The sequence below is a fragment of the Bacillus sp. AY2-1 genome (assembly GCF_008368965.1).
Lineage (GTDB): Bacteria > Bacillota > Bacilli > Bacillales > Bacillaceae_G > Bacillus_A > Bacillus_A thuringiensis_S.
In genome coordinates this window covers 14,850-37,523 of sequence record NZ_QPEL01000065.1, presented here as the reverse complement: position 1 = coordinate 37,523, position 22,674 = coordinate 14,850, and the positions used below count along the sequence as shown (strand labels likewise).

The following is a 22,674-nucleotide window of genomic DNA, read 5'->3' as shown; positions in this document are numbered from 1 at the left end:
AAACATCATATCACACATACTTATATAATCAGCTTTCCTATCCTCATCATTTTACAAAAAGATTGCTCTCTATTTCAATTTTTAATACTAGTTTTACTTAAATTACTTTATCCACTAAGCCCTCAATAGTAATTAGCAAAAATCTTAACAAATAAAAAAGGAGTGACGATAGTCACTCCTTCATTTCTTACTTATCTTCTTTATCTTCATCGTCTTTCTTCATATTGATGTTTACTTTCACATCATCTGAAGATGTTGGACGCTCAGGTAATCTGCCATAATCATATAAATGATTAATTTGCTCTGCATCTAATGTTTCTACTTCAAGTAACGTTTTTGCGATAATATCAAGCTTATCTCGTTTTTCAGTAAGAATTTGTTTCGCACGAGCATAACAGTCTTTAATAATCGTTTGCATTTCCACATCAATTTCATGCGCAATTGCATCACTGTAGTTTTGTTCTGAATGGAAGTCTCTTCCTAAGAATACCTGACCACCTTGTGAGCTACCAAATTGCATCGGTCCAAGCTTATCACTCATACCGAATTCCGTAACCATACGTCTTGCAATACCAGTCGCACGTTGGAAGTCGTTGTGAGCACCTGTACTTGCTTCACCAAATACAATCTCCTCAGCTACTCGACCACCAAGTAAACCAGTGATTTTATCAAGTAACTCTGGCTTTGTCATGAAGTAACGATCTTCCTTCGGAAGCATTACCGCATATCCACCAGCTTGACCACGAGGGACAATTGTTACTTTATGAACGACATCAGCCTCATCAAGAACAACACCAATTACAGTGTGGCCTGCTTCATGGAAAGCAACGATATTACGTTCTTTTTCAGAGATAACACGACTTTTCTTAGCTGGACCTGCAATAACACGATCCGTTGCTTCATCGATATCACTCATATCAATTTTCTTCTTATCTCGACGTGCAGCTACTAAAGCAGCTTCGTTTAATAAGTTTTCAAGATCCGCACCAGAGAATCCTGGTGTACGAGTCGCAATTGCTCTTAAATTAATATGCTCATCAAGCGGTTTATTACGCGCATGTACTTTCAGTACAGCTTCACGGCCATTTACATCTGGACGATCTACTGTAATTTGACGGTCAAAACGACCTGGACGTAATAACGCTGGGTCAAGAATGTCTGGACGGTTTGTCGCAGCAATGATAATAATACCTTCGTTTGCACCGAATCCATCCATTTCAACAAGTAACTGATTCAATGTTTGCTCACGCTCATCATGACCACCACCAAGACCTGCGCCACGTTGACGACCTACTGCATCAATTTCATCAATGAAAATGATACAAGGAGCATTTTTCTTTGCATTTTCAAATAAATCACGTACACGTGATGCACCGACACCGACAAACATCTCTACAAAGTCAGAACCACTGATAGAGAAGAATGGAACGCCAGCCTCACCTGCAACAGCACGTGCTAATAAAGTTTTACCTGTACCTGGAGGTCCAACTAATAGGACACCCTTTGGAATACGGGCACCAACTTCAGAAAACTTACGAGGGTCTTTTAAGAATTCAACTACCTCAACAAGTTCTTGTTTCTCTTCATCCGCCCCAGCAACATCTCTGAAACGAACTTTTTTCTTTTCATCATTATATAACTTCGCCTTACTTTTCCCGAAGTTCATAACACGGCTACCGCCGCCTTGAGCTTGGTTTAATAAGAAGAAGAATAAAATGAAGATGATGACAAACGGAATGATTGAAGTAAAGAATGTTACCCAAGCACTTGTTTCTTCTGCTGGTTGATACTTAACTTCGGCACCTTTCGCTTTATCATTGATTTTCTTTTGTAATTCCTCAGTATTTGGTGCATAAGTAACAAATTGTTCTCCTTGGCTAGAGTTATTGAATTGTCCTTTTACCTCAAATACACCATTTTTCGGTTGAAGTTGCACATTACGCACTTCACCGCTTTCTAGTTTAGTAATGAATTTGTCGTAGCTAACTGATGTCGTTTTTTGTGTCGAACCATTAAAATAGCTCACGATTCCAATTACTACTAAGAATATCAGTAAATAAAAGATGGTATTACGGAAGATACGATTCATTCCTAACCTCCTCTCACGGCATAAACACTATAGTAAATCGTAACATAGAAAAACTTTCCTATACAATTGTAAAGCCTGTATTTAATTAATTTGAGTAAACGCTTGGTTTTAATACGCCTACATAAGGAAGATTACGGTACTGCTCTTTATAATCTAATCCATATCCTACTACAAATTCATGTGGAACAGTAAATCCAACATAATCCGCTTTCAGATCAACCTTACGGCCTGTTGGCTTATCTAATAATGTAACAATTTTTACAGACTTCGCTTTACGATATTTGAATAAGTCTACTAAGTAGCTTAGTGTAAGACCACTATCAATAATATCTTCGACGATTAAAATATCACGACCTTCTACAGAAGTATCAAGATCTTTTAAAATTTTCACTTCGCCTGTTGAAACTGTAGAGTGACCATAACTAGATACAGCCATAAAATCCATTTCAAGATATGTATCTGTTCTCTTTAATAAATCTGCCATAAATGGCATTGCGCCTTTTAATACACCAATTGCAAGGGGTACTGTGTTTTTATAATCCTCTGCAATAACTGCACCTAGTTCGCGCACCTTTTCTTGTATTTGTTCTTCAGAAATTAATACTTTTTCGATATCTTGATTCATCATTTCATTATCCTCCCGGAAGACTCCTTGCTTTTGTAGTGAATAATCATATATTTACCCTTCTTTGCCATCTCTTTCGAAATTGCAAATGCAGATCGCTTCAACAAGGGTACCCAAATAATGTTCCCACTTGCATCACAAACGACCGGCCATTCTTCCCTTTTTTCTTTTGGTACTTTCGCTTCGATAAAAATAGCTTTTATCTTTTTCGTGCCATCCATACCTTGTATTGACATGCGATCTCCATTTTCCCTAGAACGAATACGAAGTGGATATGATATATCATTATACTTAGCAACAAATACTGTTTCATTCATGTTACTTGGTATATCTTCGCTCACCTCTGTTACAAATTCATCCCCGTTCAATAGCGTAATGATCCCGGGTACTGATAAATCTTGCAAAAAAGGAGAGACAATTTCTTGTTTAAATCTAAAGCTACACTCCTCGTATGTACGAACAATTTTCAAATCACCTGGAAAATCAAGTGAACCTGAAGGTTGTGTCCGCTTAAAAAACTCAATCACCTTGTCAATATGTATAGAAGAAAGAGAAGATGGAATCTTATATTCATAAAGATAGTTTAATATTAGTTGAATCCCTCTTCTTTGTAAAGGCATAGACATGGATTCAAAGGCAGGAATTGATAAGCTAATTTGTTTATCACTTTTTTTTGTAATTACTTTATTCATTTTCTCAAAAGCTAATTCCTGCAAATAAGCCTCATCCTCTTGCATCTGCACGCTAAATTTTTGGAATTTCTCATGCATTTGTGGATTTTCTTCTTTTAAGTGAGGAAGGACATATTTACGTAATCGATTCCTTGTATATACTTCCTTTTTATTACTCGGATCTATACGTGGAATTAAATTTAGCTTATTACAGTAATCAACAATTTCTTCCTTCGTTACCCCAAGTAACGGCCTAATTAAATATCCATTATGAAAAGGACGCTTCACTGCAATTCCTGCATATCCTTTCGGAGTACTCCCTCTTACAAGACGCATTAAAATCGTCTCTACTTGATCATCTCCATGATGTCCAAGAGCAACATATCTTGCATCATATTTCTTCATTATTCTTTCCAAAAATGCATATCTGCATTCCCTAGCAGCAACCTGTGCATTCATCCCGTATTGCTGTTGATATTGTGATACATTAATTCTTATCGTTTCACAAATAATTCCCAGTTCTTCACAAAGGTCCTGCACAAACTGTAAATCCTCATGAGATTCATCACCTCTAAACATATGATCCACATGAGCTACTACAATTTCCAACTGTTTTTCCGCTCTTTTTTCTAATAAATAATATAAAAGGGCTAACGAGTCAGGACCACCAGAAACTCCCACAACAATTGTTGAATCATTCTTTAATACATCATGCTGCTTTACAAAGTCATCTACTTTTTCAACAAATGTATCTTTCAACTTCGCAATCACCTTTCATTAAACAAGAACAGCAACATTAGTCGCCTTGTCTATAATGGTACAACTTTTACAAACATTGTGCAAAAAAAAGATATACAAAAATTACATTTTTATCTTACATCCTCCGTCTGTATTCACAAAATCAATAGCATTACCTTTTCCCACAAAAAAACCTAGGTATTCGCCTAGGTTTTTAAAATCAAATTTTAGATAAACATTCCACTTACATTTTACTGCGCCTGCATGCCTACAATCGGAATCGTAGCCCACTTCGGCATATTTTTCTTCACTTTTGCCACTACAATAGTCATATCATCATTTATATAACCATCACAAGAGCGAATCACTTCTTCCATAATGATATCAGCAATTTCTTGCGGGTCTTCGGTTTGCAATTCTTTAATTTTTCGTTTCATCCACAATTCATGATTCTCTACATGCTGCGCTCCCTCAAAAATCCCATCGCTCATCATAATAAGGATATCGCCCGTTTTTAATTGTTCACCCACCACATCAACTTCAACATCTTCGATGATTCCCATCGGCAAATTACTTGCTTCAATTTTCAAAATATTATTCGCGCGTTTAACAAAACTCGGCGTTGATCCGATCTTTAAAAACCTTGCACTCGCATCTCGCAAATCTACCATAGCTAAGTCTAATGTCGTAAACATCTCTTCCGTCGTTCTCAAAGAAAGAATTGAATTAATAGACTTAATCGCTATTTCTTCGTCAATACCGGATTGGAGTATTTTTTGTAATAATTTCACCGTTTCCTTACTTTCCATATGAGCTCTTTGCCCATTCCCCATACCATCACTAATCGCAAGTGCATATTTGCCAACACTTAAATCCATCATCGCATAAGAGTCACCCGAAACAAATCCACCGCCCTTTGCGGCTGTGGCCAATCCCGTATCAAGAGAATACGTCTTCGCCGAACCGAATGATATTAAACTGTGGCCATTCGGATAAGAAGACTTTTCTTCATGTTTAACGACAATATTTTCTTTAAGGATATCCGAAAGCATCGGTGCAACTAACTTTTCACATTCACCATGTTCATTAGATGCAACGGGAATCAACATTTCAATATCAATACTTCCTCTATCTAAACAATAAATATCAACATGCTCTACTTCGACACCAAAATCACGGAACGCTTGCATAATCTGTTCTTCCTGCACCTGATGATTTTCACGCTCTCGTTGTATCTCCTTAGCAAAATCCTCCATAACCTTTGATACACCTAATAGTTGCTCCGCAACTATTCTACGATTTTCCTTCATTTGTTTTCGTAATTTTTGTCCCTCATAGAAATGATCTAATTCACCCGCTACTAAATCCGTCACTTTTTTCCCTCTCACACAATGCTTGTCCCACTCACGAACTAATTTACGATTATGTTGCAGGGTTCCTTCTTCCGTTTCACTCATTATTTGTTTCATATAATCGTACGTTTTATCGAAATTCACTACCCAGCATTGATCCTTTTTAAAGCATGTTTGACATGTTTTCGCAGTAATTGTACTCAAAAACAAATCTGCTTCTGTCTCTTTATCTTCTTCCTCTACATACCCATATACAGAAAAGCTATTAGATAAAGCAGCAAATACATTTGCAAATTGGTTGATTTTGTTCGCTGTAACATCGCGCATCCTTCTTAAATATTGTTGTTGATCTTGCGAATGCTCTTGTGTACCTGGCATAAATTTAGCAATACGATCTAAAACAAGCTTTGGCGTTAATAAGAAGATAGCAATCGCTACGCCTGACTCAATTAAAGTCGTTACAATATTTGTCTGTTTGTCTACATATAATGTAATTAAGCTTGTCCCAATTAATAAACCTAAACTAACACCTAAACGCTTCCCTTCTTTTAACAACCCACCAAGCAATCCAGAAAAAGCAAGAAGGCTAAGCTGGGACAAGCTAGATACATTTGCTAAACTTAATATCAAACCTGTTACGACCCCCACTGTAGATCCTGTAGCAGCACCCGCAATAAATGCAAATACTAGTACTAAATACCGTGTAAAAATATGTTGAATAGAAGCATCATATACAAACCAATCTGTTGTACCCGTTAAAACAGATGCTAGTAATATAATCAAACAAACAATTTCTTCCGTCTCTAACGCCTGTTGTTTTCCTTTCCTTTCTACTAAAAGCGGAACACTTTGTAAAAATATCATAGTTAATACAAAACTAAGCCCAGCCTCAATGGTACTAACGAGTAAATCGTACATGGTGACAGTTTGTTGTGCAAAATATACAACAACTAAGTGTGCGGTTAATGCGGAGATAAATACTTGAAATGGAACAAGTCCAACGGTTTTACGTGTGAATCTACTAAAGAAGATATTATAAATGAAGAAAGTAAAGATAGATGCAAAAGTAAAAAACAAATTATCTATCGAGACTGAAAGAGCTCCTCCCATTAGAGCTAAAAATGCTAGCGGCATCTTATCCCGCTTCATAACATAAACAGCAGCAAAAAATGGTAGTGCAAACGGTAAGATATTTGTTAATATATATGCTCTTCCCAAAAGAAAACCAATAACAACAATAATAAATCCCCATCTAAAGAAAACTTGTTCAAATTTCATTCGCAACTTACTCGTCCACTTTATTCCTCCAAGCTGACTCTCATTCATTGCCAATACACTTGTATTCATAGTATTCCTTCCTGCTTTAGGCATACTTTTAACACCACCTGCATAGTTTAATTACTGTCATTATAAAAGATGATTGTTGGGATTTTTGTCAAAACAACAGTTTTCACTTTTATAATCGTTCGACTTTTTATTCGAAATAACTCTACAGATATACACGGTATGTAAGTTATTTCGATTTTTTAATTAAATATTCAGAAAATATAGGGTGATTTTGTAGAAGTGTTGTATATCTTAATCCATTTAACAAAAAAAGATCATGCAAATTTGCATGATCTTTTTAGATGACCCGTACGGGATTCGAACCCGTGTTACCGCCGTGAAAGGGCGGTGTCTTAACCACTTGACCAACGGGCCGTTAAATTAAATATAGCGGCGGAGGGGATCGAACCCCCGACCTCACGGGTATGAACCGTACGCTCTAGCCAGCTGAGCTACACCGCCATGTCGTCGTATTTAACGGACAATTAGTATCTTACATCAGATATTATTTAAAGTCAACATATCTTGAAAACTTTTTTAAAATATATTTTCACATATAAAAAAGTACCCTGAGCCATCACTCTGGGTACCTCTCTATATGTTAAAAACTAAACGGTCTTATTATCCGCGACGTGCGCCACGGCCACCACGTTTAGACTCTGTGTTACGCTTTAAAGAAGTTAAACGATCTTCGCTATCCTTTAAGAAGCGTGCCATCTTTTGCTCAAATGTTTCTTTTGGAGCTCGGTCGTTACCGCCACCGCGATTATCTCTGTTGAAAGAGCGATTATTACGTTGTGGACGTCCAGAACGTTGTTGATCACCACCGCGTTGGTATTCACCGCGTGGACGATCTCCTTCTGTTTTTTCACGTTCTTTCGCTTTTTTGATAGATAAACCAATCTTTCCATCTTTTTCAACATTAATAACTTTTACTTCTACTTGGTCGCCCACTTTTAAGTGATCGTTAATATCTTTTACATAGTTATCAGCAACTTCACTAATATGAACAAGACCAGTTAAGCCTTCTGGCAGCTCCACAAAAGCCCCAAAATTTGTAATACCTGTTACTTTACCCTGTAACTTGCTGCCTACCTCGATTGACATAAAAAAAATGCTCCTCCTTAGTGGTTAAAAAGTCAAATTTTACTTTATTATATATAATCCTAAAATATAGTGTCAATAAGACATACTCTACTTCGAAACAGGAAAAATTATCTCCCCTTTACCAGAGAAGAAATAATCCCTTCTAGCAATCTTTAATACGTACTCTTCATCATTTAACTTTTGAACTTCGTCTTTTAGACTTTTTTCTTTATTCGTTAATGAATCCAGTTCTTTTTTCATGTCCTTAACTTTTGCTTCTTTTGCTTTAATGGAACTGTTTTGTTGATAAAACGTTACACTAATACTCGCAATAATTGTAAAAGTAAAGACAAGAAAAACCGCTAAACGGCGATAAAGTCGCTTCCTGTTCTCATCCGTTTGTATTATATGCTCTTTAACAGGATTTGGACTCTGTTTTTCGATTGTTCTTTGTCTCAGTTCCCTCATTTCCGAGGTCCCCCTAACTTCTTTTTTATACGCTCCCATATTTGGAAGATATGTCCCTTCAATTTTGCTATATATTGCAGGAACCCTATATGTTTCACTATAAAAAGTTTAACACGATTAGGGAGAAGTTTCCATATGAGCGAAGCAATAAATCGAACAGGCCAGAAAAAAACTTTCCATATGAAAAGTAATATCCAAATCACCATTTTCCATAACACATGTCCAATTGAAAGCAGTATACGAAATAAGAATAATATAAATGCAATAAATAGCTGCGCTATAATAATAACAGGTTTTATCATGAGTAGCTGTATAATTCGAACAAAAAAATATGTTGTTTGCATAAAAATATAGATGAGAAAATTTAACAGCTTCATGTATAGTGCTTTCAGTAAGCTTTGATATGCCGCAAAACCACATAATAATGCCAAAAACACATATATACGTAACTCAGCTTCATTTACGAGAAGCAATACATAAAAGACAAATAATGCTTGGACAATCCAAAATAGTATATCATGTATAAATACAAGCCAACGTTTACGTTCTTGACGCTTTAAAAAACGTTGATATGTATCTAAAGATGCTCCAATCCAAGCACCCATTCCAATCATTGAAAGCATTGTATACAACTGAATTGTTAAGCTCATTTAAACAACTTACTAAAGAAACCTTTAGTTTTTTCTCCTTGATTTTCATCAATATACAGCATCTCATGAACTTTCCCTTTAATCGACACAATACCTTTTTCTACATCTAAATTTTTCATTTGTAAATTTTGACCACGAATCGTTAAAAAACCCATTACGGTTTCGAGTAAAAACTCTTCGCTATCAAAACTCTCTACCTGCTTCACACCAGTAATATCAATTACACGCCTTCCACGCATAATAATATCATGCTCCACAGAAACATTTTGTTGATTAGAAGACGTAGGTGAGTAACCATTATTCACGTAAATCCCCCCATAGGTTTTTACTAGCTAATAGTAATGTATGAGGGGATAAATGATTTTAGAACAAGCCTTCTTCCGCTTTTACTTTTTCTTCGCGAACTAAGCTATACATATTTGCTGCATCTTCTTTTTTAGTTGTTTCTTTCAATTCATTTATTTTTACAGTCACTATTTTTTGACCAAAACGAATTGTTAATTCATCAGCTACTTTCACATCCGAACTTGCTTTTGCCACTTGACCATTAATAGATATTCTTCCTTGATCAGCTACTTCTTTCGCTAATGTTCTTCTTTTAATTAAACGTGACACTTTTAAAAACTTATCTAGACGCATCTCAAATCCCCCTATTAACGCTCTGTTTGTTTCGCTTCTTCCCATAAAACATCTAACTGTTCTAATGATAAATCTTCCATCTCTTTATTCATTTCAGCTACTTTTGCCTCCATGTATAAAAAACGACCAGTAAATTTCTCATTAGTTGAACGTAACGCCTCTTCTGGATCTATTTTATAATGACGAGCTATATTAACAAATGCAAATAGTAAATCACCAAACTCACCTAGCATCTTTTCCTCATCCATGTTTGTAACTTCTTGTTGGAACTCTTGCCATTCTTCCAAAGCTTTCTCTATCATAGGCTGCACATCAACCCAATCAAATCCAACCTTACCGGCTTTCTTCTGAATTTCATAGGCGCGTAGTAACTGCGGCAAACTTTTTGGAACGCCATTTAAAACAGATTCTTTCACGAATCCTTTTTCTTGTTTTTTAATTTCTTCCCAATTGGCAATCACTTCATCAGCATTGTTTACATCCGTATTTCCAAATACATGTGGATGGCGACGAACCATTTTCTCAGATAGAGTTCGAATGATATCATCTATAGAAAACCAACCTTCATCTTCTCCAATTTGAGCATGAAGCATAACTTGTAATAATATATCACCTAATTCTTCTACTAAGTGATCATCATCCTCTTCATCAATTGCTTCCAATACTTCATAAGCTTCCTCAATTAAATATTTCTTTAATGATTGATGTGTTTGCTTTTTATCCCACGGACAACCATTTGGGCCTCGAAGTTCTGCAATAATTTCTCTAAGTACATCGAACTGTTGATACAAGGATGCACGCTCCTGAACTGGCGGCACATACACACTCGTTAAATTATTCAATTCCGTTTCATGATCTAACATATACAACGGTACCTTCTTTACTTGTTCAAATGAAGTTCCTGCAGCTGTTACGATATACACTTCATAATCATCCGGCAACATCTCCATTAATGTTAATTTCACATCAGATGCAACGAATGCATCATATACTTGGCAAAAGATTAGATGTTGACGTAATTCTAATTGTCCTCTTTTAAATGATGTAGCGTCAAGTAATTGAAATCCTTCAATTGGATCAATCTTTAGGCTTGCAAACATAGGATCAAGGAAACTTTGTCCACCCTCAATTCGCAATTCAACATTTGAATCTTCACCTTTTTCCAACAGTAGCTGAACTGTTCTTTCTGCTACAAGCGGATGCCCTGGAACAGCATAGATAATTTCTGTACCTTCAGCTTGTTCTAGCAATTTATTCGCAATTGTTTCATATACAATTTCAAACGTATCATGCGCTTCATATACATCATCAAAAGCCGTATATTGCACGCCTTCTTTCTCCAATTCTTCTATAACTGGATGTTCCTTCGTCCTAACAAACAGATGATCTGCTTCTTTTATCTTTCGATATACACCCATCGTTAGCTGATCTAATTCACCAGCACCTAAACCTAAAATAGTAATGATTCCACTCACAATCTGTCACCTCTATCCACTCTTCTTCAATGAACCTTCTTTTTTCTCTTGTTTCATAACGGTTCCTAATTCTTTTTTTGTAAATACACGTAATTTCAAAATTAAAAACATATATGTCAATCCGCCGACAACTACACCTAGCAACGCTTCAAGCGTCGCGATTCCTCTATGTTCCGTATCAATTACTAATCCAGACACCTGCAACACACGTGTGAACATCATTAATACAAATCCCATACAGATACCACTAATCACTACACCTAACATATTTCGCTTATTGATAAGCGATCCTGATACAGCTCTCATAAGCAACAAACTATTTAGCCCAGAAATTATAATTAACGCACACAAAGTCGCAAAGGCTGCCCCTTTCACACCAAAATAAGGCATAAATATATAATTTAACGCTAACTTTAAGCAACCTCCAAATACAACAAATAATGCTGGCTTAAATGTTTGTCCCAACCCTTGTAAAATAGAAGCCGTCGTAATTGACAACGAGCTAAATAAAATAGATAAAGATAAAATAGATAAAACATCTGATCCATCACTATTTTCAAACAACATAATATTCGTAGGTTGAATAATACAAGTTAGTCCAATAGCTGCTGCAAGTCCAATAACAAGTGTTATTTTCATTGCTAACTTTACCTTTTCTTGAATAAAGGAAAGATCTCCTCTTTCCTTCGCCGCTGTAATAATTGGAATAAGTGACAACGAGAAAGAAGTCGTCACAACAGTACCTAATTGCATTAGCGGAATACTTCTATCATAAACACCCTTTAATACCTTTGCACTTTCAACCTGTTCTCCCGCACCAATAAGTAAGGTGTACAAGGATATTGAATCTGCCATCTGTATAAAAATAAGCACTAAATTACTAACACAAATCGCTAACCCCTGCCAAAAAAGGATTTTAATTATCCTCCTTTTTCCCTTAATTCTCGCTACACTTTTGAAAAATATAGAACGAAAATCTCGACGCATATACAACATAAGTACAATAATCCCAATAAGTCCACCCGCAATTGAGCCTAACATAGCCCCTGCACCAACTGTATATAAATCAAATCCGTGAGCAATTAGGAATAGCGATAAAAATACAATAATAGAAACTCGAATTGTTTGTTCTATTACTTGCGAAACAGCTGTTGGCATCATATTATTGAAGCCTTGAAAATACCCTCTTGCTACAGACAAAAACGGCATCAATAAGAATGAAAATGAAATAACACGTAGTAACTTATCTAAGTATATATCACCCATAGCTATCGCAATTGTTTTGGCCCCAAAAAACAATGTAAAGAAGCCTATAAAACCAATTCCCAATAAAAACCAAAAAGATACACAAATAATTTCTTCTGCTTCTTTTTGTTTTCCCCGCTCTAGTCGTTCTGCAACCATTTTCGAAATGATAATAGGAAACCCATAAGTAGCTAAAATTAAACAAAATCCATAAAACGGGTAAATTTGTTGGTAAATATAAAAACCAATATCACCCGCTATATTTTGATATGGAATACGGTAAAAAGCGCTTAATACTTTTGTAACAAAACTTGCAATCGTTAATATAATAGCCCCGCGCCAAAAGGCTTGATACTTCTTCGCTTCCATATAAGAAAACTCCTTTTTCTATTCTCACCTCTCGTATTATATCATAAAGAAATGAACAAGCTGCCTTACCACCACGGGTAATAATAGGTTCCTGCACCGTTAAAAATACTCAACGAAAAAAGGTAGCAAAGCGCTACCTTCATTCAATATACATATATCTCCAAATAATTGATTTCTCAAAAAGAAAGATCATAATTAGGAAAAATTGCTACTTCTAAAATTATACACCCTTACTGTTCCATTTGTTTCGCTAAGAAACTGGCAGCAGTATTAACCGCTTTATGCTCGATTTCGCTTATAATAGCTTCTTTCGAAAAAATAATGACAGCTCCAATCGGGTCTCCGTTTGCAACAATCGGTCCAACTGTATAAGAATGAACCTTTTCTGTTACACCATCGATAATGGAAATATCACTTTCGTCCGTCATAATAACAGACTTTCGTTCTTCCATCGTTTTTTCGATTAAATCGCCAACACTTTTATTTAAGTATTCTTTTTTCGATACGCCTGATACTGCGATGATAGAATCTCGATCACAGACAAGCACATTATGTCCTAAGCTGTCATATAAAGCCTCAGCATATTCTTTTGCAAAATCACCTAGTTCACTAATTGGAGAATACTTCTTTAAAATTACCTCTCCATCGCGATCAACAAATATTTCTAGTGGGTCTCCTTCTCGAATACGTAAAGTTCTACGAATTTCCTTCGGGATTACTACCCTGCCTAAATCATCAATTCGACGTACGATTCCAGTTGCTTTCATTCTAATGCTGCCTCACTTTCTACTGATGATCAAAGTGGTGAATTTACCTGTTCATGTAAAAATCACCAACTGTTAGACATAGTATTTTACACATTAGTTCTTCTATGCACGTCGAATTGTATTTTTTTATCTTATTTTAGGCATTTATTACTTCTTTTTTTACATCTGGTAAGCCTTTTAATAAATTTTCAGCAATTGTTAACCACTTCGATGTCTCTAAACCATTTGTTTTCATAACAATTTTCAATTGTGATCCTTCCATTCCTAAACCGATCATACGTCCAAAACTATTTCCAAGCATGAATAATTTTCCACCATCAATATTTTGACTTGCTTGTTCAGAAAACAGGAATGTTACTTCAAATTTATTCTGTTTAATTAACTCAATTTGTTCTTTCATTGCCAACACTTTGATATTTGCAATTTGTAATAAATAACCGACTTCTTGTGGATAATCACCGAATCTATCGATCATTTCTTCCTGCAATTCTTCAATATCCTCAATTGCAGAAACACCTCTAAATTGTTTATACATCATAATTTTTTGCTTACTATCTGAAATATAAGCATCTGGTAAGTATGCATCTACCTCTAAGTCAATTTCAACATTAACTGTATTTTCAGCCCCATCTGTTCCTCTACGCTGTTCAATTGCATCTTTTAACATTTGAGAATATAGATCAAATCCGACAGAATCAATAAATCCATGCTGCTCTGCCCCTAACAAATTACCTGCTCCACGAATAGATAAATCTCTCATCGCAATTTTGAAACCAGATCCAAGTTCCGTGAACTCTTTAATTGCTTGCAGACGCTTCTCTGCAACCTCTGACAGCACTTTGTCACGTTTATAGGCAAAGTATGCATATGCAACACGATTAGAACGTCCAACACGCCCACGAAGCTGATACAACTGTGATAATCCCATACGATCTGCATCAAATACAATTAACGTATTTACATTCGGAATATCTACACCCGTCTCAATAATTGTTGTACTTACAAGAACATCATGCTGTCCTTCTAAAAATGATAGCATAACAGACTCTAATTCACTTTCGTTCATTTTCCCATGTGCGTATGTTACACGGGCATCTGGAACTAACATCGAAATTTCATCTGCTTTTCTTTCAATATCCTCTACACGGTTATATAGGAAGTAAATTTGACCGCCTCTTGCAAGCTCTCGCTCTATCGCCTCTCGCATTAATGCTGGATTATACTCTACTACATACGTTTGGACTGGGAAACGATTTTCTGGCGGTGTCTCAATAACAGATAAGTCGCGCACACCAAGCATAGACATATGAAGCGTCCGTGGAATCGGAGTTGCCGTTAATGTTAATACGTCAACATTCGCCTTCAATTGTTTAATTTTCTCTTTATGCGTCACACCAAATCTTTGTTCTTCATCAATAATAAGAAGCCCTAAATCTTTATAAGTAACATCTTTAGATAAAATACGATGTGTTCCGATTACAATATCTATTGTGCCATCCTTTAAACCCTTAATCGTTTCATTTTGTTGTTTTCTCGTACGGAATCTACTTAATAATCCTATATTGATTGGATAATCTTGAAAACGCTCTCGAATTGTTTCATAGTGTTGCTGCGCAAGAATCGTTGTCGGTACTAAAATTGCAACTTGTTTTTCATCCATAATTGCTTTAAATGCCGCACGAATAGCCACTTCAGTCTTTCCATACCCTACATCACCACAAAGGAGCCTATCCATCGGGCGTCCGCGTTCCATATCTTTTTTAATCTCGTCAATAGAACGTAACTGATCCTCTGTCTCTTGATATGGGAAAGATGATTCGAACTCTTGTTGTTCTGCTGTATCTGGCGTATATGCATAGCCTTTTGAAGCTTCGCGTTCAGCATATAGTTTAATTAGGTCATCCGCAATGTCTTGTACAGATTTTTCAACTTTCGTTTTAACCTTCTTCCAATCATTACCGCCTAATTTGTAAACTTTTGGATCCTTACCTTCAGACCCTACATATTTTTGGACTTGATCAATTTGTTCAATTGGAACGTATAACTTATCATTACCTTGATATTTAATATTTAAATAATCTTTATGAACACCATTAATCTCTAATGTCTCAATACCTAAAAATTTACCTATACCATGATTTACATGAACTACATAATCTCCAACTTTTAATTCCGAATAACTTTTAATACGTTCAGCATTCGATAACTTTTGTTTACGTTGTGATTTTTTAACTTTCTTATGAAAAAGCTCCTTTTCAGTAATGACAACAAGCTTTTGCATCGGCATTTCAAATCCTGCATGTAAATCACCTACAGCAATTTGTAACCTTCCAGGCAATAAGATATCTGTACCTTCCACAATATCTGCCTCAATATCATAATCACTTAAAATATGTTGTAATTTTTTCACACGTTCATCATCTGTTCCAAGTACAACAGTCGTAAAATGCCCTTCATTCCATCTATCAATTTCTGTTTTTAACAAATTCATCTGTCCATGGAAATCTTGCATTGTTTTACATGTTACATTTACAATATTTTGCGGATGCGTGTGTGCAATATGACGCAAGAATAACGTTAAATATACAAAATTTCTTTTTTTATGATGAAGAAATCCCTCGAATGCGTGAGAGAAAGATAAATCTTGAATAATTGTTCCTTCACCAAGAAGTGATATATACCATTCCGCCTCTTCTGTTTCCAGATGTGATGCTGTTTCTTGAATACGGGAAATCTCATCTAAAATTACAACACCGTCTTCTGGTAAATAATCTATCAGACTAGCAGGTTCTTTATAGAAAATAGATAAGTATTTAAACATCTGTTCTATACTTTGCCCGTTTTTCAACATCTCAATTTCATGACTTACCGTCTCAAGTACTGTAGTCTTTAGTTTATCATCAGAAAGTTTTTGCATCGTCTTAGTCAAACCTTCTTCAAGATGCTGAATTCCTGATTTTAATTCTTCCTGTGAAAATAAAAACTCTGTTGCCGGACCAAACTTAACGCTTTCTTTTTTTCCTTGAGAACGCTGTTCATCCACATCAAATAATCGAATAGAATCGACTTCTGTATCGAAGAATTCAATACGAAATGGTAGTTCTTCAGTTAAAGGATAAATATCTAATATTCCCCCGCGCAAACTGAACTCCCCTGGAGCTTCTACCATCGACTTACGTTCATAGCCAATATGATGTAAAGTATGCAAGAGCGCATCTAAATCAATCTCTTGCCCTAGATTGATTTCAACTTGCTTTTGCTTCCACAATTCTTTTATTGGTAAAAATCTACGCAATCCTGCCACTGGAGCTACAATGATTCCATTCTCTCCAGCAGCCAAGCGATTTAACACTTCTATACGTTGCGCCTTCAATTCTGGACTTGCAACCCCAATTTCCGATGCTATAAGTTCATTCACTGGATATAGCCACACATCTTTTTCACCAAGTAACGCCACTAAATCTTCATGTACTTTTTGCGCTTGGTATAAGTTATGTGTCACGATTAATTGTGATTTTTTTGTTTTTTTATATAAAGCCGCCATTAATAATGAACGAGAAGACGTTGCCATCCCTGATATAAGTTGTTCCTTTAACCCATCTTCTAATCCATTAATAACTGATTGTATCTCTTTATTTTTATAAAATTGCTCTAATAAACCTATCATTTTTAAAACTCCTCTCAACATAAAGAGCAAGCCATTCTATTTTATGCAAATATTTCGGAAAAGGAAAACAGAAAAATGCTTTGGACATGCCAAAGCGACAACATTTTATTGCAGAAATTTTTCATATTCATAATACTCAGGATAAGATGCGAGCGTTTCTTGACACGATTCACAAATCGTTTTTATATATATATTTCCATTCTCATGAAAATGAATCATCTCTACTACTTCTTGCTCTGTTAGTTGAAATAAAACGTCGCTATATACTTTTTCTGCGTTAATGGAGCCTACATTACCTCCGCAGTGTCTGCAATAATAATACCCTTCCATACTAGCCTCCTAAAAATTAAATTACTACTAGTATGGGTAAAACAAAAAAGAAATATTCCTAATCTCATTTTTAACTATTGAAAGTATTCATGATTTGGAGAAAAGGCTTATTTAGCCACTCTTCACATGCATCCGCTGCTTTTTCAATAGAATGGTTAACATCCGGAATCTCTTCAGATGTAAAGCGTCCTAATACATAATCGACTACCTTCATTCCATTTTTCGGGCGATCAATTCCCATACGGATACGTTGAAATTCTTGTGTTCCTAGGTGTGAAATCATTGACTTTACACCATTATGTCCACCAGCACTACCTTTCATGCGAAGACGCAATTTACCTACAGGAATGTCTAAATCGTCGTACATAACAACGAAGTCCTCAACATCAATTTTATAATAATCCATGAGTGGACGAATACTTTCTCCAGATAAATTCATATATGTTAGCGGCTTTAATAAGATTACCTTTTCTCCATTAACAAAACCTGCACCAAATACACCTTTAAATTTTTGTTCATTCAAAGAAATGTTCCAACGCTTCGCAAGTTCATCAATGGCCATAAATCCAATATTATGCCTTGTTAATTCATATTCTCTACCTGGGTTCCCAAGTCCTACTATCAATTTCATTCTTGTACCACTACTTTCTTTTTTCGATACGAAAAGACGTAACCAATTTTGGTTACGTCTCATTCTATCCAATTAATTGAATAATACACTCACAGATTCTTCTTCGTATACACGAATGATTGCTTCTCCGATTAATGGAGCAACTGAAAGTTCATGTACTTTGTCGATTTTCTTCTCTTCCGGTAATACGATAGAGTTCGTTACAACTAACTCTTTAATATTTGAATTTTGAATACGTTCAATTGCTGGACCAGATAATACTGGGTGTGTACAGCAAGCATATACTTCAGAAGCACCGTTCTCAACAAGAGCGTTTGCTGCTAATGTAATTGTACCAGCTGTATCAATGATGTCATCAATTAAAATCGCTGTTTTGCCTTCAATATTACCGATAATGTTCATTACCTCTGATACGTTCGGGCGAGGGCGACGCTTATCAATAATAGCGATTGGCGCTTTTAGACGATCTGCCATTTTTCTTGCACGAGTTACACCACCATGATCAGGAGACACGATTACGATATCTTTAAGACCTTTTGTTTCAAAGTAATCAGAAAGAATCGGTACACCCATTAAGTGGTCGATTGGGATATCAAAGAACCCTTGAATTTGTGGAGCATGTAAATCTAGAGTGATTACACGAGTTGCACCTGCTGTTTCAAGCAAGTTTGCTACAAGTTTCGATGTAATTGGTTCACGAGAACGCGCTTTACGGTCTTGACGCGCATAACCATAATAAGGAATAACAATATTAATTGTTTTCGCAGATGCACGTTTTAATGCATCGATCATAATAAGTAATTCCATGATATGTTCGTTTACTGGGAAGCTTGTAGATTGAATAATGAATACATCGCAACCACGGATACTTTCTTCAATGTTAATTTGAACTTCTCCATCACTAAAACGATCAACAGAACATTTTCCTAGTCCTACTCCAATATGCTTTGCAATCTGCTCAGCAAGTTCCTTATTAGAGTTTAAAGAGAATACTTTCAAATTAGAATTTAGATATTGAGTCGACATCTAGATTAACCCTCCACATTATGATTTTTTCTTATTCAGCAATTGATCAACATAGTCTTCTTTGTTAACTTGACGTGCACGTGCTACCGATAATGCTTTTGATGGAACATTCTCTGTAATTGTAGAGCCTGCTGCCACATAAGCACCATCTTCAACTGTTACTGGAGCAACAAGGTTTGAATTACATCCAATAAATACCCCATTACCAATCACAGTTTTGAATTTATTCTTACCGTCATAGTTCACCGTAATTGAACCACAACCAAGATTCACGTCTTCTCCAACTTGTGCATCCCCGATATAACTCAAGTGTGAAGCTTTACTTCTATTACCAAAGACAGTTTTTTTGATTTCCACGAAGTTTCCAACGCGTACTTCGTCTCCAATAACTGAATCTGGGCGAATATGTGCAAATGGACCAACCGATACTTCTGTACCAAGTTTACTATCATGTACAGTAGATTGACGAATTGTCGTACGATCTCCAATTTCACTATCACGAATTACTGTATGCGGTCCAATTTCACAATCAGAACCAATTACAGTGTTCCCCTCAATAATTGTTCCTGGATGAAGAACTGTATCACTACCGATAATTGCATCAGCAGAAATATAAGTGTTACTTGGATCAATAATTGTAACACCATTTACCATGTTCTTTCGGTTGATACGGTTTTTCATAATAATTTCCGCTTGCGATAGAGCGACTCTGTCGTTAACACCTAACGTTTCATCGAACTGCTCTGTTTGATAAGCTGATACGATATGACCTTCATTTTTTAAAATCTCAATAACATCTGGAAGGTAATATTCACCTTGTACGTTATCATTTGAAACTTTAGAAAGTGAAGCAAATAAAGCCTTATTATCAAAACAATACGTACCTGTATTGATTTCTTTAATAGCTAATTCTTTCTCATTTGCATCTTTATGCTCAACAATCTTTTCAACATGACCATTCTCATTACGAACAATACGGCCATATCCAGCAGGTTCTTCTATGTACGCTGTTAGCACCGTCGCCATTGCTCCTGCTTCTTTATGTTGCTGAAGTAATGCTTCCATCGTTTCAGCAGTTATTAGCGGCGTATCACCACAAATAACTAAAGTTGTTCCTTCTTCATTTGCAAGTACACTTGCAGCTTGATCTACAGCATGTGCTGTACCAAGTTGTTCTGCTTGTAATGCAAACTCACTTACGTTTCCTAGCTGTTCTTGTACCATTTCAGCACCATGTCCAACAACCGTTACAAGTTTCTGCAATCCTAATTGAGATACTTGATCGACTACGTGTTGTACCATGGGTTTTCCACATACAGGATGCAGCACTTTGTATAGCTTAGACTTCATACGTGTGCCTTTACCTGCAGCTAGAATCACTGCAAATCTGTTTGACATATAGACCCTCCATCGCAACCTATTTATCCATTAAAGATATTATCCTAAATCATCATATATTTCAAGAAACACATTTTAACTATTAAATTTTACCATAATTCTTATAAGATGTTTTACTCTTTAGTATCTTTTTTAAGAAATAAGCTATACTATTTAAAATGATTTTGAAAAAATTAGTAGTTTCTTCTTTTTATATTAATGAATTATGAAATTTACAAATATAAAGTAAAAAAAACAAACTCCTGTAAATGCTTACAGGAGTTTGCTACAAAATTATAAGGCTTTTCGTCAAAGCCCTTTTCATTCGAATTTTACGAAGCACCTGCTTCTTCAAACTCAACCTCTTCTAACTCGCCTAAACGATGATACTCTGTTAAAACCGCATCTTGAATTTTAGAGCGTGTACCAGAATTAATCGGATGTGCAATGTCACGGAACTCTCCATCTGGAGTACGTTTACTTGGCATTGCTACAAATAATCCATTATTACCATCAATTACACGAATATCATGAACAACAAATTCATGGTCCAAAGTAATAGAGGCAATTGCTCTCATGCGGCCTTCTGTGTTTACGCGGCGTAATCTTACGTCAGTCACTTCCATCTTGTGTTCACCACCCTTTTCTAAATAAGCGATATATTTGTATAAATTCCACAAATTTTCTATTTTCCCTTTAATTTTTTAAAAATTTTTAAGATAAAAATTTTTAATGTAGTTGAATATAGAGATTAGTGGAGGTTATCGCTTACAAAAGGTTACTTAACTAGGGCGATTACTTCAATTTCAACGGAAACATCTTTCGGTAATTTTGCTACTTGCACACAAGATCGAGCTGGTTTATGAGTAGAGAAATAAGAGCTATATACTTCATTCACTGCATTAAAATCATCCATGTCCTTTAAAAATACTGTTGTTTTTACGACTGTATCAAATGAAGCACCTGCTTCCTCTAATACCGCTTGTAAATTTTGAAATACTTGTTCTGTTTGTACTGTTACATCTCCTGTTACAAGCTCCCCATTTTCCGTTAATGGAATTTGTCCTGAGCTATAAAACATATTATTTACAATAATCCCTTGTGAGTAAGGTCCAATCGCTTGTGGTGCCTTGCTTGTTTGAACAACTTTCATACTTTTCACCCTTTTATTATTTATTTTACTCTTTAAAAATAGTGTACGAAAGGCAGTTTGTCCATCTATTTTATAATCTATAAATAAAATAAAAAAAGATAGAGCTATCTGCTCTACCTTTTATTCAGCCTCTACAAGCCCTTCATCAAATGGTGCAAGAGAATAATTCCCTTTTTCCACTTGAATCGTTTTTTCTTTCACATCAACTTCCGATAGACGAATTAATGATACAAAATTATTAATTAGTCGTTCTTCAATATCTGTGGATTCTACTAATACACCAATACCAACAACATTAGCCTTGAACTCTTCTAACATACTCATCATACCTTGAATCGTTCCACCAGCTTTCATGAAGTCATCAATAATTAAAACATTCGATCCTTCTGGAAGGCTGCGTTTTGCTAATGTCATTGTTTGAATTCGTTTAGAAGAACCCGACACATAGTTAATACTAACAGTCGGACCTTCTGTTACCTTATTATCTTTCCTTGCAATTACAACTGGTACATCTAAGTAATTTGCCACTGCATAAGCAAGTGGAATCCCTTTCGTTGCCACCGTCATAACCGCATCAATTGATTGCCTAGCAAAAACAGAAGCAAACAAACGACCTGCGCCATTAATATGGCGAGGATTACTCAATAAATCTGTCATGTATAAGTAACCGCCAGGCAAAATACGATCTGGATTTTCAAATAAGCCACAAAGCTCATCAATAATTAGATCTGCCTCTTCTTCACTTATATACGGTATATATTTCACTCCTCCTGCTGCTCCTGGTATCGTTTGCAATGTGCCGACCCCTTGTTGTTCAAACGTTTGCTTAATAATAACTAAATCTTCACTAATGGAAGACTTAGCCGATTGATACCTTTCAGCAAAAAAAGTGAGAGATACTAGCTGACGAGGGTTTTGTAGCAAGTAATAAGTCATATCGACTAATCTTGTACTTCTTCTAATTTTCATACTCTCACCTCAAATCACGAA

The 22,674-nt window shown here is 35.7% G+C and carries 20 protein-coding genes and 2 tRNA genes; all 22 read right to left on the bottom strand.

The window, feature by feature from the left end:
* Positions 1–187: 187 nt before the first annotated feature.
* The 22 genes from ftsH to purR all read right to left on the bottom strand — a co-directional run bounded on the left by ftsH (position 188) and on the right by purR (position 22,653).
* On the bottom strand, positions 188–2,089 hold the full coding sequence (gene ftsH, locus DN403_RS15990; protein ID WP_001079668.1) for an ATP-dependent zinc metalloprotease FtsH: 1,902 nt from the start codon (positions 2,087–2,089) through the stop codon (positions 188–190).
* A gap of 85 nt (positions 2,090–2,174) precedes the next feature.
* Positions 2,175–2,717, bottom strand: coding sequence for a hypoxanthine phosphoribosyltransferase (gene hpt, locus DN403_RS15985; RefSeq protein ID WP_000981846.1), 543 nt, complete (start codon positions 2,715–2,717; stop codon positions 2,175–2,177).
* Complete coding sequence (gene tilS, locus DN403_RS15980) at positions 2,714–4,144, bottom strand: tRNA lysidine(34) synthetase TilS (RefSeq protein WP_000655456.1); 1,431 nt, start codon at positions 4,142–4,144, stop codon at positions 2,714–2,716. The genes hpt and tilS overlap by 4 nt, the downstream gene beginning before the upstream one ends.
* A gap of 230 nt (positions 4,145–4,374) precedes the next feature.
* Complete coding sequence (gene spoIIE, locus DN403_RS15975; protein WP_001123558.1) at positions 4,375–6,846, bottom strand: stage II sporulation protein E; 2,472 nt, start codon at positions 6,844–6,846, stop codon at positions 4,375–4,377.
* A gap of 258 nt (positions 6,847–7,104) precedes the next feature.
* Positions 7,105–7,176, bottom strand: a tRNA-Glu gene (locus DN403_RS15970).
* Positions 7,177–7,189: 13 nt separating this feature from the next.
* A tRNA-Met gene (locus DN403_RS15965) sits at positions 7,190–7,263 on the bottom strand.
* A gap of 159 nt (positions 7,264–7,422) precedes the next feature.
* Positions 7,423–7,908, bottom strand: coding sequence for a S1 domain-containing RNA-binding protein (locus DN403_RS15960; RefSeq protein ID WP_000021451.1), 486 nt, complete (start codon positions 7,906–7,908; stop codon positions 7,423–7,425).
* 87 nt (positions 7,909–7,995) lie between these two features.
* Positions 7,996–8,355 (bottom strand): cell division protein DivIC, encoded by a 360-nt coding sequence (divIC, locus tag DN403_RS15955; protein WP_001208739.1) that lies wholly within the window; start codon positions 8,353–8,355, stop codon positions 7,996–7,998.
* Positions 8,352–9,005 carry a spore cortex biosynthesis protein YabQ gene (gene yabQ / locus DN403_RS15950; RefSeq protein WP_000059770.1) on the bottom strand — a complete coding sequence of 218 codons (654 nt, stop codon included), beginning with the start codon at positions 9,003–9,005 and terminating at the stop codon, positions 8,352–8,354. The genes divIC and yabQ overlap by 4 nt, the downstream gene beginning before the upstream one ends.
* A complete protein-coding gene (gene yabP / locus DN403_RS15945) occupies positions 9,002–9,310 on the bottom strand; it encodes a sporulation protein YabP (protein ID WP_001059105.1) in 309 nt (102 codons plus the stop codon). The genes yabQ and yabP overlap by 4 nt, the downstream gene beginning before the upstream one ends.
* A gap of 58 nt (positions 9,311–9,368) precedes the next feature.
* Positions 9,369–9,644: an RNA-binding S4 domain-containing protein gene (locus DN403_RS15940; protein WP_001234876.1), complete on the bottom strand. Its 276-nt coding sequence runs from the start codon at positions 9,642–9,644 to the stop codon at positions 9,369–9,371.
* Positions 9,645–9,658: 14 nt separating this feature from the next.
* Entirely contained in the window at positions 9,659–11,119 is a 1,461-nt protein-coding gene (gene yabN, locus DN403_RS15935) for a bifunctional methyltransferase/pyrophosphohydrolase YabN (RefSeq protein ID WP_000014231.1), read from the bottom strand.
* 12 nt (positions 11,120–11,131) lie between these two features.
* Positions 11,132–12,733 (bottom strand): putative polysaccharide biosynthesis protein, encoded by a 1,602-nt coding sequence (locus tag DN403_RS15930; RefSeq protein ID WP_000387575.1) that lies wholly within the window; start codon positions 12,731–12,733, stop codon positions 11,132–11,134.
* A gap of 230 nt (positions 12,734–12,963) precedes the next feature.
* A complete protein-coding gene (spoVT, locus tag DN403_RS15925; protein WP_000648306.1) occupies positions 12,964–13,500 on the bottom strand; it encodes a stage V sporulation protein T in 537 nt (178 codons plus the stop codon).
* Positions 13,501–13,636: 136 nt separating this feature from the next.
* Positions 13,637–17,167, bottom strand: coding sequence for a transcription-repair coupling factor (mfd, locus tag DN403_RS15920; protein WP_000579721.1), 3,531 nt, complete (start codon positions 17,165–17,167; stop codon positions 13,637–13,639).
* A gap of 105 nt (positions 17,168–17,272) precedes the next feature.
* Positions 17,273–17,497: an anti-sigma-F factor Fin family protein gene (locus DN403_RS15915; protein ID WP_000399438.1), complete on the bottom strand. Its 225-nt coding sequence runs from the start codon at positions 17,495–17,497 to the stop codon at positions 17,273–17,275.
* Between the two features lie 70 nt (positions 17,498–17,567).
* Complete coding sequence (gene pth, locus DN403_RS15910) at positions 17,568–18,128, bottom strand: aminoacyl-tRNA hydrolase (RefSeq protein WP_014894852.1); 561 nt, start codon at positions 18,126–18,128, stop codon at positions 17,568–17,570.
* A gap of 72 nt (positions 18,129–18,200) precedes the next feature.
* Positions 18,201–19,154 carry a ribose-phosphate diphosphokinase gene (locus DN403_RS15905; RefSeq protein WP_000107420.1) on the bottom strand — a complete coding sequence of 318 codons (954 nt, stop codon included), beginning with the start codon at positions 19,152–19,154 and terminating at the stop codon, positions 18,201–18,203.
* 18 nt (positions 19,155–19,172) lie between these two features.
* Positions 19,173–20,552, bottom strand: coding sequence for a bifunctional UDP-N-acetylglucosamine diphosphorylase/glucosamine-1-phosphate N-acetyltransferase GlmU (gene glmU / locus DN403_RS15900; RefSeq protein ID WP_000071039.1), 1,380 nt, complete (start codon positions 20,550–20,552; stop codon positions 19,173–19,175).
* 311 nt (positions 20,553–20,863) lie between these two features.
* Complete coding sequence (gene spoVG, locus DN403_RS15895) at positions 20,864–21,157, bottom strand: septation regulator SpoVG (protein WP_000454041.1); 294 nt, start codon at positions 21,155–21,157, stop codon at positions 20,864–20,866.
* Positions 21,158–21,309: 152 nt separating this feature from the next.
* Positions 21,310–21,684 carry a RidA family protein gene (locus DN403_RS15890; protein WP_000869823.1) on the bottom strand — a complete coding sequence of 125 codons (375 nt, stop codon included), beginning with the start codon at positions 21,682–21,684 and terminating at the stop codon, positions 21,310–21,312.
* 120 nt (positions 21,685–21,804) lie between these two features.
* Complete coding sequence (gene purR / locus DN403_RS15885) at positions 21,805–22,653, bottom strand: pur operon repressor (RefSeq protein ID WP_000702467.1); 849 nt, start codon at positions 22,651–22,653, stop codon at positions 21,805–21,807.
* Positions 22,654–22,674 lie beyond the last annotated feature (21 nt).

What these genes read in the sequence shown, in the direction of transcription:
- ftsH (WP_001079668.1), bottom strand. Translation starts at nt 2,089, where the DNA reads ATGAATCGTATCTTCCGTAATACCATCTTTTATTTACTGATATTCTTA.
- hpt (WP_000981846.1), bottom strand. Translation starts at nt 2,717, where the DNA reads ATGATGAATCAAGATATCGAAAAAGTATTAATTTCTGAAGAACAAATA.
- spoIIE (WP_001123558.1), bottom strand. Translation starts at nt 6,846, where the DNA reads ATGCCTAAAGCAGGAAGGAATACTATGAATACAAGTGTATTGGCAATG.
- DN403_RS15960 (WP_000021451.1), bottom strand. Translation starts at nt 7,908, where the DNA reads ATGTCAATCGAGGTAGGCAGCAAGTTACAGGGTAAAGTAACAGGTATT.
- divIC (WP_001208739.1), bottom strand. Translation starts at nt 8,355, where the DNA reads ATGAGGGAACTGAGACAAAGAACAATCGAAAAACAGAGTCCAAATCCT.
- yabQ (WP_000059770.1), bottom strand. Translation starts at nt 9,005, where the DNA reads ATGAGCTTAACAATTCAGTTGTATACAATGCTTTCAATGATTGGAATG.
- DN403_RS15940 (WP_001234876.1), bottom strand. Translation starts at nt 9,644, where the DNA reads ATGCGTCTAGATAAGTTTTTAAAAGTGTCACGTTTAATTAAAAGAAGA.
- DN403_RS15930 (WP_000387575.1), bottom strand. Translation starts at nt 12,733, where the DNA reads ATGGAAGCGAAGAAGTATCAAGCCTTTTGGCGCGGGGCTATTATATTA.
- spoVT (WP_000648306.1), bottom strand. Translation starts at nt 13,500, where the DNA reads ATGAAAGCAACTGGAATCGTACGTCGAATTGATGATTTAGGCAGGGTA.
- mfd (WP_000579721.1), bottom strand. Translation starts at nt 17,167, where the DNA reads ATGATAGGTTTATTAGAGCAATTTTATAAAAATAAAGAGATACAATCA.
- DN403_RS15915 (WP_000399438.1), bottom strand. Translation starts at nt 17,497, where the DNA reads ATGGAAGGGTATTATTATTGCAGACACTGCGGAGGTAATGTAGGCTCC.
- pth (WP_014894852.1), bottom strand. Translation starts at nt 18,128, where the DNA reads ATGAAATTGATAGTAGGACTTGGGAACCCAGGTAGAGAATATGAATTA.
- DN403_RS15905 (WP_000107420.1), bottom strand. Translation starts at nt 19,154, where the DNA reads ATGTCGACTCAATATCTAAATTCTAATTTGAAAGTATTCTCTTTAAAC.
- glmU (WP_000071039.1), bottom strand. Translation starts at nt 20,552, where the DNA reads ATGTCAAACAGATTTGCAGTGATTCTAGCTGCAGGTAAAGGCACACGT.
- spoVG (WP_000454041.1), bottom strand. Translation starts at nt 21,157, where the DNA reads ATGGAAGTGACTGACGTAAGATTACGCCGCGTAAACACAGAAGGCCGC.
- DN403_RS15890 (WP_000869823.1), bottom strand. Translation starts at nt 21,684, where the DNA reads ATGAAAGTTGTTCAAACAAGCAAGGCACCACAAGCGATTGGACCTTAC.
- purR (WP_000702467.1), bottom strand. Translation starts at nt 22,653, where the DNA reads ATGAAAATTAGAAGAAGTACAAGATTAGTCGATATGACTTATTACTTG.